General features: G+C 59.7%; 15 protein-coding genes. 3 read left to right on the forward strand and 12 right to left on the reverse strand.

All coding sequences use genetic code 11. The annotated features are described in order from the left end of the window. Positions 1–66: 66 nt before the first annotated feature. Both def and gloA read right to left on the reverse strand, forming a co-directional pair. Positions 67–600: a peptide deformylase gene (gene def / locus ACNA0I_RS15040; protein ID WP_415806818.1), complete on the reverse strand. Its 534-nt coding sequence runs from the start codon at positions 598–600 to the stop codon at positions 67–69. Positions 601–619: 19 nt separating this feature from the next. Further along, positions 620–1015, reverse strand: coding sequence for a lactoylglutathione lyase (gene gloA / locus ACNA0I_RS15045; RefSeq protein ID WP_415806819.1), 396 nt, complete (start codon positions 1013–1015; stop codon positions 620–622). Between the two features lie 180 nt (positions 1016–1195). Here gloA and ACNA0I_RS15050 point away from each other — a divergent pair, with 180 nt between their 5' ends. Beyond that, positions 1196–3448, forward strand: coding sequence for an IgaA/UmoB family intracellular growth attenuator (locus ACNA0I_RS15050; protein ID WP_415806820.1), 2253 nt, complete (start codon positions 1196–1198; stop codon positions 3446–3448). 226 nt (positions 3449–3674) lie between these two features. On the opposite strand, the gene ACNA0I_RS15055 is transcribed toward ACNA0I_RS15050, so the two are convergent. Together ACNA0I_RS15055 and ACNA0I_RS15060 are read right to left on the reverse strand one after the other, a co-directional pair. After that, the gene (locus ACNA0I_RS15055) at positions 3675–4985 is read right to left on the reverse strand and encodes an MFS transporter (protein ID WP_415806821.1); all 1311 of its coding nucleotides are present in this window, start codon (positions 4983–4985) and stop codon (positions 3675–3677) included. A gap of 140 nt (positions 4986–5125) precedes the next feature. Then, positions 5126–5968, reverse strand: coding sequence for a class II aldolase/adducin family protein (locus tag ACNA0I_RS15060; RefSeq protein ID WP_415806822.1), 843 nt, complete (start codon positions 5966–5968; stop codon positions 5126–5128). A 117-nt stretch (positions 5969–6085) separates the two neighbouring features. On the opposite strand from ACNA0I_RS15060, the gene ACNA0I_RS15065 reads away from it, so the two are divergent. Next, positions 6086–6988, forward strand: coding sequence for a LysR substrate-binding domain-containing protein (locus tag ACNA0I_RS15065; protein ID WP_415806823.1), 903 nt, complete (start codon positions 6086–6088; stop codon positions 6986–6988). Positions 6989–7020: 32 nt separating this feature from the next. On the opposite strand, the gene ACNA0I_RS15070 is transcribed toward ACNA0I_RS15065, so the two are convergent. Both ACNA0I_RS15070 and ACNA0I_RS15075 read right to left on the reverse strand, forming a co-directional pair. After that, positions 7021–8016 carry a PDR/VanB family oxidoreductase gene (locus ACNA0I_RS15070; RefSeq protein ID WP_415806824.1) on the reverse strand — a complete coding sequence of 332 codons (996 nt, stop codon included), beginning with the start codon at positions 8014–8016 and terminating at the stop codon, positions 7021–7023. Positions 8017–8096: 80 nt separating this feature from the next. Further along, positions 8097–9638: a Rieske 2Fe-2S domain-containing protein gene (locus tag ACNA0I_RS15075; RefSeq protein WP_415806825.1), complete on the reverse strand. Its 1542-nt coding sequence runs from the start codon at positions 9636–9638 to the stop codon at positions 8097–8099. A 188-nt stretch (positions 9639–9826) separates the two neighbouring features. On the opposite strand from ACNA0I_RS15075, the gene ACNA0I_RS15080 reads away from it, so the two are divergent. Continuing rightward, positions 9827–10510 (forward strand): GntR family transcriptional regulator, encoded by a 684-nt coding sequence (locus ACNA0I_RS15080; protein WP_415806827.1) that lies wholly within the window; start codon positions 9827–9829, stop codon positions 10508–10510. A 76-nt stretch (positions 10511–10586) separates the two neighbouring features. On the opposite strand, the gene ACNA0I_RS15085 is transcribed toward ACNA0I_RS15080, so the two are convergent. From ACNA0I_RS15085 to ACNA0I_RS15110, 6 genes are all read right to left on the reverse strand, one after another. Next, positions 10587–11564 (reverse strand): Bug family tripartite tricarboxylate transporter substrate binding protein, encoded by a 978-nt coding sequence (locus ACNA0I_RS15085; protein ID WP_415806828.1) that lies wholly within the window; start codon positions 11562–11564, stop codon positions 10587–10589. A gap of 93 nt (positions 11565–11657) precedes the next feature. Continuing rightward, a complete protein-coding gene (gene tcuB, locus ACNA0I_RS15090; RefSeq protein ID WP_415806882.1) occupies positions 11658–12815 on the reverse strand; it encodes a tricarballylate utilization 4Fe-4S protein TcuB in 1158 nt (385 codons plus the stop codon). Positions 12816–12906: 91 nt separating this feature from the next. Next, a complete protein-coding gene (gene tcuA, locus ACNA0I_RS15095) occupies positions 12907–14322 on the reverse strand; it encodes an FAD-dependent tricarballylate dehydrogenase TcuA (RefSeq protein WP_415806830.1) in 1416 nt (471 codons plus the stop codon). Between the two features lie 82 nt (positions 14323–14404). Then, the gene (locus ACNA0I_RS15100; protein ID WP_415806831.1) at positions 14405–15331 is read right to left on the reverse strand and encodes a LysR substrate-binding domain-containing protein; all 927 of its coding nucleotides are present in this window, start codon (positions 15329–15331) and stop codon (positions 14405–14407) included. A gap of 11 nt (positions 15332–15342) precedes the next feature. Beyond that, the gene (locus ACNA0I_RS15105) at positions 15343–16332 is read right to left on the reverse strand and encodes a M48 family metallopeptidase (protein WP_415806832.1); all 990 of its coding nucleotides are present in this window, start codon (positions 16330–16332) and stop codon (positions 15343–15345) included. Beyond that, on the reverse strand, positions 16310–17047 hold the full coding sequence (locus ACNA0I_RS15110; protein WP_415806833.1) for a lysophospholipid acyltransferase family protein: 738 nt from the start codon (positions 17045–17047) through the stop codon (positions 16310–16312). Before ACNA0I_RS15110 ends, ACNA0I_RS15105 begins: the two co-directional genes overlap by 23 nt. Position 17048: the final 1 nt, after the last annotated feature.

Below are 17048 nucleotides of genomic sequence, written 5' to 3' on the forward strand. Positions count from 1 at the left end.
CACGAAATGAAGGAGGGGCAGAGCATCTGGATGGATGCCTGCCCCTCTCTTCGTGTACGCCGCGTTTCAATCGTCCTGATTCGGGTCCATGTCGGGAAACAGGATCTCCGTGAATCCGAACTTGCTGAAGTTCTCGATCCGCGACGGATAGAGGCGGCCGATCAGATGATCGCACTCATGCTGCACGACGCGCGCATGAAAACCCTCGGCCTCACGTTCGATATATTCGCCCTGCGGGGTGTAGCCGCTGTAGCGGATATGCCGATAACGTGGCACCAGCCCACGCAGGCCCGGCACGGACAGGCAGCCTTCCCAGCCGTCTTCGCGTTCGTCTGACAAAGGCGAGATCACCGGATTGCACAGAACTGTCTGCGGAACTGCCGGCGCGTCGGGATAGCGTTCGTTCCGATCGAACCCGAATATGACCAGCTGCAGGTCGACGCCGATTTGCGGGGCGGCCAATCCGACACCCCGCGCATGCTCCATAGTCTCGAACATGTCGGCGACCAGGGTGTGCAGCTCGGCAGTGTCGAATTGCTCGACGGGCTGAGCCACCCGCAGCAAACGCGGATCGCCCATTTTCAGGATGGGATGAATCATGGCGATGTGAGTGTTGCGGTCAGTCGGCGCGGTCTTTTTTCTGGATGAATTCGATTTTGTAGCCGTCCGGGTCTTCGACAAAGGCGATGACGGTGGTGCCGTGTTTCATCGGGCCGGCCTCGCGCGTGACTTTGCCGCCTTTTTGCTTGACCTTTTCACAGGCCTCGTAGGCGTTGTCGACCTCCAGCGCAATGTGGCCATAGCCATTGCCCAGATCGTAGTGATCGGTGTCCCAGTTGTGGGTCAGCTCGATGACCGCGCCTTCGCTTTCGTCTTGATAGCCAACGAATGCCAGGGTGAATTTGCCATCGGGGTAATCTTTGCGGCGCAGCACGCGCATGCCCAGGACATTGGTATAGAAATCGATCGACTTGTCCAGGTTGCCGACGCGCAGCATGGTGTGCAGGAGACGCATGGGGAAATTCCTTGTGCTAAATGAAAATCGGGCTCGTGGCCGAGGTGATATCGTAGCAAACACGGAGGGGGTGTAGCTTTTTGTCACGATTTCGCGGGTTGTGTGCGGTTTTCGCTCTGTCTTTCGTGCCGGCGACCTCCTATGATTCCCGCGGCTTCCTCCAGGAAAAAGTCAGGCGCGATGGATACGTTGGATTTATTGAAACTACTGCTGTTGCTGGCAATGCTCGGCTATTCGCTGTATGGAGTGATCCGCTACCAATCGCGGCGCCGTGCCAGCAAGCGCATCCTCAAGAGCCTCGTGCAGGCAGACACGCCGCCGCGCGAGGCGACGGCCGAGGAACTGACACTGATTCAGCCCTTCTTGACGCGTCCCGGAAAGCGCCAGCGTCCATTGAAGCTGGCAAACGGCAAGGTTTACCGCCTGCGAGGCGAGTATCTGCGTCATGGATTGAGCACGAATGGCGGCGCGGAACAGATGCATGACACGCTGGGCGGGGTCGAGGTGATTCTGCCGTATGACGCGAACGATTTTCTGCAGAGCGATAACGATGCCGAAGTCATGCTGGCAGACAAGATCGCCATTGTGATTCGTCTCAATGGCGAGTTCGATTTGGCAGGCGGCCGCGAGCGAAGCGTCGTGCGCCAGGAACAGGCCCAGCAGTGGGCGAGCGGCAAGCTCGGCGAGATGTCGGATATCGATGCGCCGTCAGAGGGACTTTCGCCAGACGAAGAGGACGTCGTGCGTGTCGATGTGCTCGGGCAGCGTCATGAGACACCTGCCGAAATGGCTGCTCGCCAATCTCCAGGGTTGGGATTGGGTCCCGCATTGCTGCTTTTGCTGTCCGCAGTGAGCGCCGGGGTTGCCACGTTCACAGACGATGTGGTCCGTCTGGGATGTGCGGCCGGGGCAGGGGTATTGCTGTTGTGCGCGCTGTGGCTGATATGGCGGCCGCGCCGTTGGGCGATACCGAAACGCGTGAACCACGTACGAGGCGCGTTCACGGCCGTTCAATTGAATCATCCGAACAATTCGGCGGCAGTTTCCCAGCACTGGTTCCTGGGAGACAAGCTGCATCTCATACTGCCCAAGCATTGGCTGCCTCATTTGGTCATCCCTGCCACCGGCCGAGTCGATGCAGAGCTGCGGGTGGATGATTATTCCGTCGTACGGCTGGGCAAGCATTTTTCAGTCGATGTGGAAACGCGTGCTTATCCTCCGGTGTATTGGGGGCGTCATGTCGTGCTGGCGATCACGGCCTTGTTACTGCTGGTGGGCGTGGCCATGGTGAGCGGCGGAGGCCTGCGCGGAGACGTGCTGCAAACCAAGGCGTGGCTGCTGGGTACTCAGATGCGGGCTTATGACAGCGCTGGTGCATTACGCGAGGCGAGTCCTGCTGCGGGGGCCATGGTGGCATTGAAAGGAGAGGCGCGTTGTTCGTTGACGACGGCGCGTCAGGGCATGCCTGCAGTTCAGTGCAGTATGTTGCGTTGGGGAGGCGGCACGCCGCAAGCACCGAGATTGCATGAGGACGAGCAAGCGTTTGCGCTGTATAGCGGGAAATTTCTGCGTACGCGGGCGAATCCCATGCTGGATATCCTAGTGCAACAGCAGAGGTACCGGAACGCACAGGACAACCCGCTGGCGTATCTGAATGAGTTGCAGGGGCGTAATCAACGACAGCTCTTCGATGTGGTCGGCGTACCGAAAGCGATCGCGGAAGTGGATGCCTATTGTGCACGGCTCAATGCAAAGGGCCAGACAGGCTGCACGGCTTTGCGTAACGCGATGGTTGAGAACCTGCTCAGTGACAAGGAATACACCAACTGGCAGGCATTGGCGCAGGCCGCAGAGCAGAAGGAGCTCAATACCGGTAAGACGGCCATGGTGATTTCTGCGCAAGGGCTGTCCAAGGTAAAGCGGTTGGCACAACGAGTGGCTGCGCCGCAGGTGGAAGGGATTGTCGCTGCGGCGGCGGACGCGACTTTGCGTAGTCAGCGCGGCGGTGTGGTGCTGGATGTGCGAACGGGGCCGCATGCCCGTCTGCCGGCTGTCCCCACGTTTGACGACGCGGAATCATCGGTCGAGACGTCGCCGGAGGGCCGGCTCGATGCGTTGCAGCGTTATAACCAATATGCGTGGTTGGCCGGGCCTGACGGCGTTGCGCCATTTGCCGTCGAGGCCATGATCGTGGGTGTGTCGCAAGATGCGAGCGGCACGCCCGTCTATACGCTGGATGCCCGCCGAGGCGCCAGCGATCTGGCGCCCGCCATGCTGCGATCTGCCTGGTGGTTACTAGCGTGGTTACTGCTGATTGTGCATGGCGTATTAGCGATCGTGATGTTTCTGCGTGCTCGCCTGCGTGCAGCGCGGATCAATGCCTATGTTGCTGCGTGCGCACAGGCGGCCGCGCGAGAGCGCAATTTCTCCTAGGCATAGGCCTGCGTTAAGGCGGCATTGTTCGCGCGGTAGTGCAATCCCGGTATCTCCCAGCAGCACGTTGGTGGGTTTTGGCAGACTGGCGTGAGCGGTGAGATACCGCAGCATTCTCGTGAACATGATCTCTTTTTCTCGTGGTGGGGTGATTGGGCCTGCGTGATCCAAGACAGGTGCGGTTGAATGCCTCTGTCTTGGCCACTCGGGATAGTCGCCGTGCGCTTCACGCCTGCCGGGCGTGATTGACCGACGATGCCGGAACGAGAAAGATCAGGATGCTGCCCAGTATCATGCTGGCCGCGATGCCGAGGATGCCGCCTCCTGTACTACCCGTGGTCGTTTGAAACCATCCGATCAGGTAGGGGCTGACAACGCCTGAGATACTGCCGATGGAGTTGGCCAGCGCGATGCCCGCAGCGGCCGCCGCGCCGCCCAGGATCGCCGGAGGCACGGCCCAGAATTGAGAAATGGTGGTCATGACGCCCATGGTCCCAACGGTCAATGCCAGCATGGCCCAGACAACGGAGTGTGCTTGGGTGATGCTCACGCATAGCGCGATGGCGCCGATCAGGCCCGGCAGCGCCAGGTGCCAGCGCCGTTCGCCGTGTGCGTCCGAGCTCTGACCAACCAGAATCATCGCGATGGTGGCGGCGGCATAAGGTACCGCAGTCAACAGGCCGATATCCAGGGTGTTGGACACGCCTGAGGCCTTGATCAACGAAGGCAGCCAGAAGCTGACGCCGTACAAGCCCATGGTGAAACAGAAATAGATCAAGCCCAGCAACAGCACACGCGGACTGAGCAGGCCATCTCGCAGACTGTGCATGCGCCCGGGAGACGCGTCGTTTTCCAGATTGCGCTGAATGATCTGTTTTTCTTCGGCAGATAGCCATTTCGCATCGGAAACACGGTCGTCCAGAAAGAAAAACGCCACGACGCCCAATGCGATCGTCGGCAATCCTTCCAGCAAGAAGAGCCATTGCCAGCCGGCCAATCCATGATGTCCGCCAAAGGATTCCATGATCCAGCCGGAGAGGGGGCCGCCGATCACGCCTGACATGGGGATGCCGGTCAAAAAGAGCGCCGTGACTTTGCTGCGGCGTGATGACGGGAACCAATACGTCAGATACAGCAAAATAGCGGGAATGAAACCCGCCTCGGCAACGCCAAGCAGGAATCGCATGACATAGAACATCGTCGGTGTAGTGACGAACATCATGGCGGCTGAGATGAGTCCCCAGGTCACCATGATCCGGGCGATCCAGCGACGGGCCCCGACGCGCAACAAGATGAGATTGCTGGGGACTTCGAACATCAGATAGCCGACAAAGAAAATGCCGGCACCCAGGCCATAGACGGCTTCACTCATGTTGAGATCGTCCAGCATCTGCAGTTTGGCGAAACTGACGTTCACGCGATCCAGATAAGCACAGACGTAGCAGATGAAGAGAAACGGCAGCAGGCGCCAGATGACTTTGGTGTAGGTGGCGTCTTCTGATACGGGCAGATATTCCGCATGGGTTGCGGTGGTCATGTGTTGTCTCCGTTGATATGAGTTGGGCGATTCGCTTCGTACGTTGCGAAGCGAATTCATGACGAATGTCGTTGAGGTTCGTTGTTTCTCCTGGCAATGCTCTACGCTGACTGCAGGCGCAACGGTACTCTCATCAGGCGTCAATCAAACATGTCGGACTGCGTCGCGATCAGCTGGTCCCAGATCGTCTGAAAATGCAGCCAACCGATATAGTCGCTGCCCACATGTTCACGGCTATAGCGAGCGCGCTCTTCGGAAACGAGGCGCGGCGTGATGCCTGTGGCATCGATCATCAACTGCTGCTGGCAGCAGCGCTCCAGCGCAATGAACCAGAATGCGGCGGATTCGATACTGTGGCGGCTGGCGGTGAGCAGCCCGTGGTTCTGGTGGATGGCGGCTTTGACGCCTTTGAATGCGTTGGCGACTTTATGGCCTGCCTTGACTTCGACGGCGACTTGTCCTGCTTCGTCGCCGATCACCACATGGTCCTCGAAGAATGCGGCTGCGTCCTGGCTGATAGGCGCCAACGGTTTGCCGAGCGCGGCAAAGGCTGTACCGTATACCGTATGGGCATGGCACATGGCGACGATGTCGGGATGGGCTTCGTGCACGGCGGCGTGCAATACAAAGCCTGCGCGGTTGATGGCGTGACGGCCCTCTACGACGGTGCCTTCGTGGTCGGCGAGGATCAGGTTGGAGACTTTGACCTGAGAAAAGTGCACGGCCATGGGGTTGGTCCAATACAGCCCGGGATTTTCCGGGTCGCGTACGGTCAAGTGGCCTGCGAAGCCATAGTCATAGCCTTGCAAGGCAAAGGCGCGACACGCGCCGACCAGACGCTCTTTCAAATGTTGGCGTTGTGCGGCGGCGCTGGTAAACGACGGGATCTCCGGAAAAATCAGCCCCTTTTGCTCGGGTTGGTAAATGGAAATTCGACCGTTGAGATCGATGCTTTTCTTTGGGGGTTGCATTACCGCAGCCATGTGTGTCTCCTTGAGGATGGTGATCAGGTGAGTGCATGATCCCGCTTGCAGTCAGGCTTTGACAAACGATGGTTGTTCATGGAAACATGAATCTCATCCATCTATAGAGTCAGATCGATGCGACGCATTCCGAATTTTGTCCTGCTGCGTACGTTCGAGGCCGCCGCCAGATTGCAGAGTTTTGCGTTGGCCGCGCAGGAACTGCATCTGACGCCGTCGACCATCAGTCATCAGATCAAGGAACTGGAGGACTACTTCGGCCGAGCCATGTTCGTTCGGCGCAATCGTCAGGTCGAGCCGACCCCGGAAGCCTTGCGGTTGCTCGGGAGTCTGAGTCGAGTATTCGACGTGGTGGAGGCCGCATGCGCGGAGGTGCAGTTGGCGCCGGATGCACAGGTTCTGGCTGTCTATGCCGCGCCGAGTTTCGCGGTGAAGTGGCTGGGGCCGCGGTTGCCCGGGTTTTCCGCGGCACATCCGAATATCACGATTCGTTTATCGACTGGCGCCGAGCCGCTTGATTTGACGCGCGTGCACGATGTCGACGTGGCGATTTCATATGGCGGCGCATTGGAGCGTCCGGGCATGGAGACAATTGCATTGGGTGTCGAACGGATCCTGCCGTTATGTGCGCCGCAGTTGGCGGTGTCGGACGTAGAGCCCGCAGCGCGGATCCGGGCGTTGACATTGATTGATTCGCAGCTCAGCCGTGTGACGTGGGCTGACTGGTTTGCCGCGAATCACTTGCGATTACCCGATAGGCCTCGGCCTTCGTTTGACCGGGCGGCATTGGCGATCGCCGCCGCGGTCGATGGTATGGGGGTGATACTCGAGAGCAGCTTATTGGCCGCGCGCGAGCTGAGCCGTGGCGAATTGGTGGAATTCGGTGCGGGCGTCTTTCACCAGTTCAAAAAGGAAACGCACTTTGTTTCGTGCCGCAGTAATGAGCGAAAGCGAGAGAAAGTTGACGCGTTTATTTCCTGGTTGCTCAGTACGCTGGGCTCCACGGCGCCTGCCTCGTGATACGCCCTCGATAAGTACGCCTGTCCGATGGCTTATAGGTCCAAGACCAAGGTGCCGCCGTTGGCATGCGAAACACATGGCGTCAAAAAATCGCGGCGTTCGTCATCGTCCAGAATGAAGTCCTGATGATCCACGTCTCCGGATAGATATCTGCACTTGCAGGTGCCGCAGAGCCCTGCCTGGCAGGATGTTTCCAGTGCAGCGCCTGCTTGTTGCAGCACTTCCGCCAGGTTCTGATCCCTGGATACCATGACACGTTGCCCCGATTTTGCGAGCTCGACGGTGTATTCGTCGGCGGCGTGTTCGGTGTCGATCGGAACGGGCTTGGCCGGGGCTTTGAAGTGTTCGCAGTGAATCGTGTCTGCTGGCCAATGAGTACTGGCCTGTTTGCAAGCCTCCATGAATCCACCCGGACCACAATAGTAGACGTGAGTCTCTGTTTGAGGCTCGCGCAGCAGTGCGGCTATATCCAGGCCGTTTTGAGGGTTGCCGCCATCGAAATGACAGTGGATATGTCCTGTCTTGGCGGCCTGTTCCAACTCGTGTCGAAAGGCTGCGTATTCCGCGCTTTTCGAACAGTAATGGAGCTCGTAGTCTTTCTCTTGCGCTTCCAGTGCATGGATCATCGATTTGAGCGGGGTGATACCTATGCCCCCCGCAATCAATAGGGTCTTGCGAGACTGCTCGGAAAGCGGGAAGTTATTTCGCGGGATGCTGACTTTCAATTTGTCCGGGACGCGCAGATCGTCATGCATCCCGCGTGAGCCTCCGCGGCCAGATTCGTCTCGCAGCACGGCGATGACATAACGGTGCCGCTCTGAAGGATCATTGCAGAGCGAATATTGCCGTATGACGCCTGGCGCAATGTGTACGTCGATATGAGCGCCGGCAGTGAAGGGAGGAAGGTCTTTCTGGTCAGGGTCGACGAGTTCGTAGGAATTTATCCCTATCGCTTCTCTGCGTACTTGTCGCAACACCAGTTCCAAGTGGGTCAACGCTTCCTGTTCGGTCTTGGAAGAGTTCATCATGAGCCTCGTTTTTCAGATGCAACCGACGGTCGGAATAGGCAGCGTTCGCCGCCTGTCCCGGCAATCGGTGGCAGCACTGTTCAGGATTTCAAGCTGCGTTCGAGCTCATCGAACCGGGCTTTGACGAACTCGGCGCGTTCAGTGCCGTGCAGATGATCGGCTTCGGTCAGGATGGCGACGGCTTTGCGAGCAAGCTGCCGGCGATTGGCGACTTCCTGTTCTATCGAATCGGCCAGCGGGAGTTCAAAAACGTTCCCGCTGCAGTAGCTGTTGGGTGCGCCGTTGACATCGCGCAACCACTGCGCAAATCCCTGTGCGGCTGCGGCCGCATTGGTGCCGCGCACGGCATCTCGCAGCATTTTCCGAAACGCATAGAGTCCGGCGTCGAATTTGGTGGGATTCTCCAGCGCATGAACAGCGATCGGGCGCTGACTGATGATGGCCTCGTAATCCCCTGGGGCGTACTGTGCTTCCTTATAGTTGTGCCGTTCCCGGTGGTTCGATGGAATAGGCGGTATGTCTTCGAGTTTGTATTTGCCGAAACGCTCCGGCCTGCGCATGGCGACTTGGCCCTCGAGAAAATCGATTGTCTCGTAGCCGACCAGGCTTTTGTCACCCACGCCGCGTGTGTCAATGCCCGGCCCCATGACGCGCCAACCGATCATCTTGCTATTTTCGTCATCGACCGGAACCGTCCACCGAATGATGTGGAACCGGCTGAAGAGTTTCTTTTTGGAGCCGTCTTCAGAGGTGTAGGCGTGCAGGCTCAGATTGGGCAACACCTGGTGTTGAATGCGCAGGAACATCTTGTCCTTGTCGACGCGTCTGGCGCCGGCGCACGCCAGACCGCGGCCTTGGTGGATAGGGATGAATTGCATGTCAGGCGCGACTTCCATCGAGGCTGCCCCGACCTCGTCAAAGGTCGTGCCCTGGAAATGACCATCGACAACGTTCTTCGCCGCATGCAGGGCGGTGGGGTGAAAGTTGTCGGCGGCGTTGTCCTGTACTTGCAGCCAATTGCAGTGTTGAAAGTTGCTATACGGCACCAGTTCGTCGCCAGGCAGCACCGTAAAGTCTTGTTCCCACTCGGGGAACGGAGGCTCCTCGTCGGGTGGGCCCATATAAGCGAAGACGAGTCCGTTGCGTTCTATGGCTTTGTAGGCGCCTTGTTGAATGGAACAGGCGTATTTCTCTGCTTCTTTTTCCTCGCCTTTGGGGAACGGGACATGCAGGCATGAGCCGTCGACGTCGAACACCATGCCGTGATAACAGCATTTGATACCGCGCTCTTGAATGGCGCCGTATTCCAGCGATGCGCCCCGGTGTACGCAGTGCGCGTGCAAGACCCCGACCCGGCCGCTGCCATCTCGAAAGGCCACGAGCTCTTCACACAGGATTTTCAGAAACCTGGGCGTGTCGGTCAGTTCCATCGACATGCAAACGGGTTGCCAGAATCGGCGCATGTATTCCCCCAACGGCGTCCCCGGTCCGGTTTCGGTGAGTTCCGGATCATGGTCGGGTGTGCGATTGGCGTAATAGCCGCCGTAGGGAATCAGCCGCTTCGTTGTGGCGCTGCTGCCTGTCGAACGAGGGGACTCGAGTTTTTCAAAGGCTTTGGTCATACGCTGTCTCCGGGTTTATTGCCTGTTTGAATTCGGAACTCTGAACTCTGTATACAGAGTTTGTGCTATTTTTTGCTTCGACGGGGCAAAAGTCAAGCCCCTGATTCGTTTCCCCGGCGCGTCTGACGATTGCAGCAAGTGGCGCGCTGGCTCAAAATACTTTGAATACCGAGTACAAAAGGCTAGTTATGGCGGTCACCCTTCCCAAGATCCAGTCTCGTCCCGATTTCGTAGATGAGGTCTACCAAATGCTGCTTGATGCCATCAGCGATGGCACCTTGGCGCCAGGCACTCGTCTGACCCAGGAGGAAATTGCGGAGCAAATGCAGGTGTCGAGGTCGCCGGTGATTCAGGCGTTGCGCATTCTGAAGAAGGATGGATTCGTGCAGGACGCACCGGGGCGGGGTGTGCTGGTGACCCCGTTGGATGGAACCTTAGTCGGTCATTTGTACGAGATCCGCGGCTCGCTGGACGCATTGGCGGCGCGGTTGGCTGCCGAACGGAAATTCCAGGTGGATCCGGACATCATTGTCCGCGGCCGCAAGAGCGCACGAGGCAAGGATGTGAAAGCCATGATCGACGTGGACATGGAATTCCATCAGGCGATATACCGTGCGGCGGGGAATCCGTTGCTGGAACAGAGCGCCCAGATCTATTGGGTCCATTTACGGCGTGTGATGGGCGCCGTATTGCAGTCGTCGATGCAGCAACGTGAGGCCATCTGGGACGAGCACGAAGCCATCGCGCAGGCCATCGCCGCTGGCGACAGCGTGTCGGCAGTCGAATTGACGGATTTGCATACGCATCGCGCGCGTGCCAATCTGGTCAGCCGATTGGATGAGTATCTGGGCGAGGCCTCTCCAGTCGTCTAGGGCGCTTGTTGGTTTGAGGAAGTTTCGCGCCGCAGGCTCGCCAGGGGTGCCGCGAGGCACCCCATCAGCGTGAGTGCTAGTTGGCCGTCGCGCCGGATGCTTTGACTGCCTTGGCCCAGGTATCGATTTCTTGCTGGATGAAGGTTCCGAATTCCTTGGAACCCAGGCCTGCCGCTTCGGCGCCTTCTTCCATCAGGCGTTGCCGTACTTCGGGTGTGGCCAGGGCTTTGGTCAGTGCTTGATTCAGCGTGTCGATGGTGGCAGCGGGCGTGCTGGCCGGTGCGACGACGCCATGCCACGAAATCGCCTGGAATCCTGGCAAGCCGGATTCGGCCATCGTGGGTAGATCAGGCAGGGCCGGTGAGCGGCGGGGCGAAGTGACGGCCAGTGCGCGCAGGGTATTAGCCTTGATGGAGGGCATGGCGCCTGGAATGGTCGTGAACATGAATTGCACTTGGCCGCCGATCAAATCGGCCAATGCCGGGCTGCCACCTTTGTAGGGAACGTGGACAAATTCGAGGCCGGCACGTTGTTTGAACATTTCTCCGGCCAGATGCCCTGGCGTGCCCGCGCCGGCGGATCCCATATTGAACGCGTTGCTATCGGCTTTGATCTCGGCGATCAATTCCTGTACGTTGGTGGCGCGGATTTCTTTATTGACGACCAGCACGTTGGGCACGGTGGCCAACAGGGTCACGGGGGCAAAATCCTTGATCGCGTCGTAGTTCAGTTTTTTGTACAACGCGGGATTGATGCCATGCGTGCTCGCGGTGGCGAGCAGCAAGGTGTAGCCGTCGGGATCCGCAGTGGCGACTGTTTTCGCGGCAATCGATCCGTTGGCGCCGCCTTTGTTCTCGACGATGATGCTTTGGCCGAGGATCTTCGCGGCTTCGGCAGCGACCGTACGCGCCAGGATGTCGGAGGTGCCGCCGGCCGAGTGTGGCACGATCAGTGTGATCGGACGCGCGGGAAAGGTCTGCGCGGTGGCGGGCAGGATGCCGGTGACTGTCGTCATCGCGAGGGCACAGGCAGCCTGGGTCAGGAATTTTTTCATGTGTGTCTCCGTTTCTGATGTCGAATTGGCGCGGGGATTCGTTTTTGCCCTTTACGGGCAATCTCGAATCCCCGCACCATTTCGAACGTGTTGTCAGTCAGATCCCAACTTCAAATTGTCGGGCTGCCGTTTTTCGATGGACCATTTCAACAGGGATGCGCAGCGATAGATGCCATGCGCAAATTTCCCGTATGGCAGGGTCAGGAACAGTGCCATCACTACGCCCAGATGGATGGCGAGAAAGAGTCCCATTGCACTGGTTTCGCGTAGCGCGAGCAGCAGCAGGCCAGTCAGGCTGGTCAGGAATAGCAGGGCGATAAAGCCGCGATCCATGGGTTTTTGCGCCGCATCGCCTTGCTGAGGATGGCGTTTCAGATTCAGCCAGAGCAAGCCCGCAGGCCCGATCAGTAATCCGATGCCGCCCACAGTGCCCAGCAGAACGGGCAGGCTGAAATACGGGTAGGGAGCCTCCCAGCCAAACGCATAGTGGTAGAGCGTGGCGACGCTGGTTGCGGCGAAACACAGCATGAAACCGTAGAACGTCAGATGGTGAAAGCGCCGGCGCAGCAGGGTAAACGCGTCGTCGGCGTTATTGCAGCCTTTGCCGTGGCCGCCATCGAGGTACTTCAGTCGCAGAGCATCGTGAGTGGCCTCAGCCACTGCTGCACCGCTGGCGGTACCGGGTGAGACGTCGCGCCAGAAACGCGTGACGCCTATGCCGAGCGCGATGATGGCGAATACGAACACCAGGCCGAATATCAAGGCCAAGGTGTTGTGCGGAAAGATGGCATAGAAATTACCGGCGAGCGGCTCGTGCAGGAGGCCGCCCGTGATGGCGACGGTGAGCACCAGAAATAACGCCAATGCACCCGCAGCCGCGACGGACAGGGTCAGTCCATTTTTTTTGTATAGCTTGCCTAATGCACTGGGCCAGGCGTAATCGCTATAGGTTTGCACACGGACTTTGGCCATGGCCTGCGGCACGTTGACGGCAAACTCATGAGGCGGCGCGTATTGGCAGGCGTGCAGACAGGCGCCGCAGTTGTGGCAAAGATTGGCCAGGTAGTTGATGTCGGCTTTGCCGAACTCCAGCCGCCGCGTCATGGCGGGAAAGACAGCACAGAAGCCTTCGCAGTAGCGGCAGGCATTGCAGATCTGCATGACGCGGGCGACTTCGGTTTCGTCTTCGCTCAAGGCCGTCGGCGTGATCGCCGTGCCTTTGGCGTGCCATTGCACGGGCTTTTCTGTCATGGTTGCGGATGCGTTGATGCCGTTGCGTGCCATCTGCGACGTGGTGGCTGTCGCAGGCGGCAGTGTTTCGCGCGCTTGATGAACGAGCGCTTCAAGCTGCTTCACGTTGTGCTCCTGTGTTCCGTTGTGCCAGCGCCGATGCGGCTGCGCGCGTGCCGGCGATGCGGCCAAAGGCGGTGCCGATCGACATGCCGACGCCAGCGGTATAGCCTTTGCCCAGCACATTGCCGGCCATCATTTCGCCAGCGACAAACAGGTTGTCGCTCGGTTGGTCGTTGAAACGAACGGCTGCCGTATCGTCGACTTTCAATCCCAGATAGGTAAACGTGATGCCAGGCCGCAGGGCATAGCCGTAGTAGGGGGCCGTATCCAGCGGACGAGCCCAGTGGGTCTTGGCCGGTTGCACGCCCTCAGTATGGCAGTCGTCGAGTTTGGTGTGATCGAATGTGCCGACGCGGCAGGCGGCGTTGTAGTCGGACAGGGTGCGCATGAACTGGGCTTCGTCCAGGCCGAGTTTGCGTGCCAGCTCAGGCAGGGTGTCGGCCTGGACGCCCGGAAACACCGGCGGCATGAATCGGCCGATGGCTTTGGCGTCAATGATGGAATAGGCGATCTGTCCGGGCTGCATGGCGGTGAGACGGCCCCAGATGGCATAGCGCTTGGGCCAGAAGTCCTCGCCTTCGTCGTAGAAGCGCTGTGCCTCGCGGTTGACGACTACGCCCAGCGACACGCAGTCGATGCGGGTACAGATGCCGCCGTCGTATAGCGGTGCACGTGCATCGATGGCGACGCAGTGTGATTGCGAAGGGTCGCCGATGGTATCGGCGCCAGCGTCGATCATGAATTTCAGCAGCACGCCCATGTTGAAACGCGTGCCCCGAATCAGGAAATTATCGGCAGGCCATTCGCCTCGTTCGTTCTGCCCCCAGGCTTCGCGCAGCCATTCACGGTTGGATTCAAAGCCCCCGGCGGCCAGGACACAGCTGCGCGCGGTGATGCGCTCGTCCCCGATGCGGGCCGCGACAAAACGGCCGTTATCCAGTTCCAGCGAATCGACTGGCGCGTCGTAGCGGATCTGCACGCCGAGTGCCTCGGCGCTGCGATAGTAGGCGTTGACGAGCGCCTTGCCGCCGCCCATGAAAAAGGCGTTGGTGCGGGCAACATGCAGCGCACCGGACAATGGCGGCTGAAAATTCACGCCATGTTTGCGCATCCAGTCCCGACAGGTGGACGATGCACGGATGACGAGCCGCGCCAAGTGTTCATTGGTGATGCCGCCCGTGACTTTCAGCAAGTCTTGCCAGAACTCTTCTTCGGGGTAGGCTTCTACCAGGACGTCCTGCGGGGCGTCATGCATGCAGCGCAGATTGCGTGTGTGCTGTGAGTTGCCGCCACGCCAGGCTTTAGGCGCGGCCTCCAGCAGCAGCACGCTGGCGCCGGCTTCGCGCGCCATCAGGGCAGCGCACAGGGCGGCGTTGCCGCCGCCAATAACCAATACGTCAATCATGGATGTGTAGGCTTGTGTAGTCAGGCCTGCACTATAGGGGCGCGCGAGAGGTGCGCGCTAGCCTGCGATCGTCAACGGTCGTTCACGATTTGTGAAGAGTCGCCCCGGGCCACGTGCCTGCCCGGACGAGGTTTTCGACGGTTTGGGCCAGCAAAACCCGGGCAGCCAATGCCGCAGGCGAGAGCTCGTCGTCGGAGACGCTAGCCAGCAGATTGGTGCGCCGCAGATGGCGGTCGGTGATTTGACGCACGGCCAGGGGCTCGCCGCGCAGTCGAACGATGGCGGCGCCGGGTTGAATGGTGGCGCCAAAGCCGTTGCGCACCAGATCCATCAGCACGTCCAGGCCATCGATTTCGGCAGCGAGGTTGAACTCCATGCGCAGGCGCGCAAAGGAGGCGTCGACTTGCGCCCGCAAGCCATGGCTGGCGCTAGGCATGAGCAGGGGCAGATTGGCGATGTCGCGCAGACGCACCGGCCCCTCGGGGGGCAGGCCGGGCATGTCGGGCGGGGCGATCAGGAACAGCCGTTCATCGATGAGCGGCAGCGTGCTCCAGCGTCGCGCGGTTTCAGTACGGAAAACCACGGCCAGATCCAGCTGGCGTGCGTTCAACATGGCGCTCAGGTAGCCGGACAGGCTTTCGACCAGATGGACGCGTACATCGGGATAACGCTCTCGCATGGCCTGCAAAAACGGCACGGCCAATATCGATGCTGTCGTCGCGGGCAGCCCCAGGCTGACTTCGCCGATCAAACGGGCGGCCTTGGCGGCCCGCGCGGCGCCATCGGCGTGGCGCAGGGCCAGTTGAGCCTGGCGCAGAAAGGCCACGCCCGCATCGGTCGGCACGACGCCGCTCGAGGTGCGTGTGAGCAAACGGGTAGAGAGCTCGCTTTCGAGGCGGCTGATCTGTTGGCTGAGGGCGGAGGTCACCACGCCCAGGTCTGCTGCGGCACGGCCCATGCTGCCATATTCGGCCACTTTGACGAAATAGCGTAGCTGGCGCAGTTCCATGAGGGCAGGACCTAAAACTGAGGCAGCGTTTTGGGATCGTGCCGCCGCAACACGTTTTTGGCTTCTTCGAAGCCGGGCAGGATCTGGCCGACTTCCGCCCAGAAATCCTGACTGTGGTTCATTTCGCGCAGATGGGCTAGTTCATGTGCAATGACGTAATCAATGATGGCTGGCGCAAAATGGATCAGGCGCCAGTTCAGCATGATGTTGCCATCGCTGGTGCATGAGCCCCATCGCGTTGCTGCAGCGGACAAACGCCAGCGGCGGATCTTCAGGCCGCTGATCTGCAGAAAGTGCGCCAAGCGGGCGCCAAACAAGGTGCCGGCGCGTTGTTGCAGCCACGCCTGCGCGGCATCGCGGATACGTGAGGAATCGGCGTGGGCAGGCAATGCCAGCCACAATGTGTCGCCGTCGTTCGGCGCGTCAACGTCGCTGGAGAACTGGGCCTGGCGGTTTTCCGCGTTCAGCCCGAGTACGATGCGTTTACCCAAATAAGGCAGCTCGCCGCCTGCCTGCCAGCGCGTCTCGGACATCGCGAGTTGTTCTTTGCGAGCCTGCCAATCACGCAATTTAGCGAGGATCCAGCGCGCTTTTTCCCGGACGGCATCGTCGATTTGCGTGAGCGTGACCCAGTTAGGCGCTGTGACACGCAGGCCATCATCAGCGATGACAAAGCCGATGCTGCGCCGGCGTGAGCGTAGCAGGACAAAGCCTATGGTTTGCTGTTCCGTCGCGACTTCGCGCCAGCGGGCGCCCGGGGGCAGGGGATCCGGACAGGGCGTGGCGATGATGGTGACGCCCGGCCTCGCGGGAGGATTGATTTTCGGGGCAACAGGCGGCGTCAGAACGTCTGTCGATGGCATGAGGCCTTCAGACAGGCCGAGAGCGCCCGATGAGGCGGCATCAGCACTGCCCGCCTGCAACGGTTCGCTGCCGGGCGTGGCCGCGGCAGACGCTACAGGCTGAGAGAACAAAAGTTCAAGCTGACCGTTCTTGGGCATACCTTTCGGGGTTGAGTTGACGCATTTCCCCTTCGATCCACGCTTGTACTTTGGCGTTGAGCTCTTCGGGGGTGAGACCCTGTGATTCTATCGTGGGTCCGATGGATAGGGTGATGAGGCCAGGACGCTTGACGAAAGCATTGCGGCGCCAGCATTCACCCGCGTTGTGGGCGACGGGAATGACGGACGCACCAGTGCGCGAGGCCAGGAGGGCGCCGCCCATTTTGAAGCGCGCCGTTTTGCCGGGCGGCACGCGCGTGCCCTCGGGAAAGAGTAGCGGCCAGCGGCCTTCGTCCATGCGCTGCTGGCCCTGTTTGATGACTTGTTCAAAGGCATCCCGGCCCTTGGAGCGGTCAATAGGGATCATGCGCAACAATGCCAGGCCCCAGCCAAAGAACGGCACCATGTGCAGTTCTTTTTTGTAGACGAAACAGACCTCACGCGGCATGTGAGCCGGGAAAAACAGCGTTTCCCAGGCCGACTGGTGCTTGGACAAGAGCACGGCGGGGCCGTCGGGCAGATTCTCCGCACCTTTGACCTGCCAGCGGATGCCGCAGAAAAATTTCGCGCCCCAGATTGCCAGACGCGGCCAGCCCACGGTGAGCTTGTAGCGCCAGTGCAGCGGCAACGGTGCCCACAGCAGACACGCAAAAGCGTAAGGGATGACCGTGACGATCAAGAACACCATGTACAACATCGAACGCAACCAGGCCATG

Source organism: Bordetella muralis (genome assembly GCF_965139205.1).
Taxonomy (GTDB): Bacteria; Pseudomonadota; Gammaproteobacteria; order Burkholderiales; family Burkholderiaceae_B; genus Bordetella_A; species Bordetella_A muralis.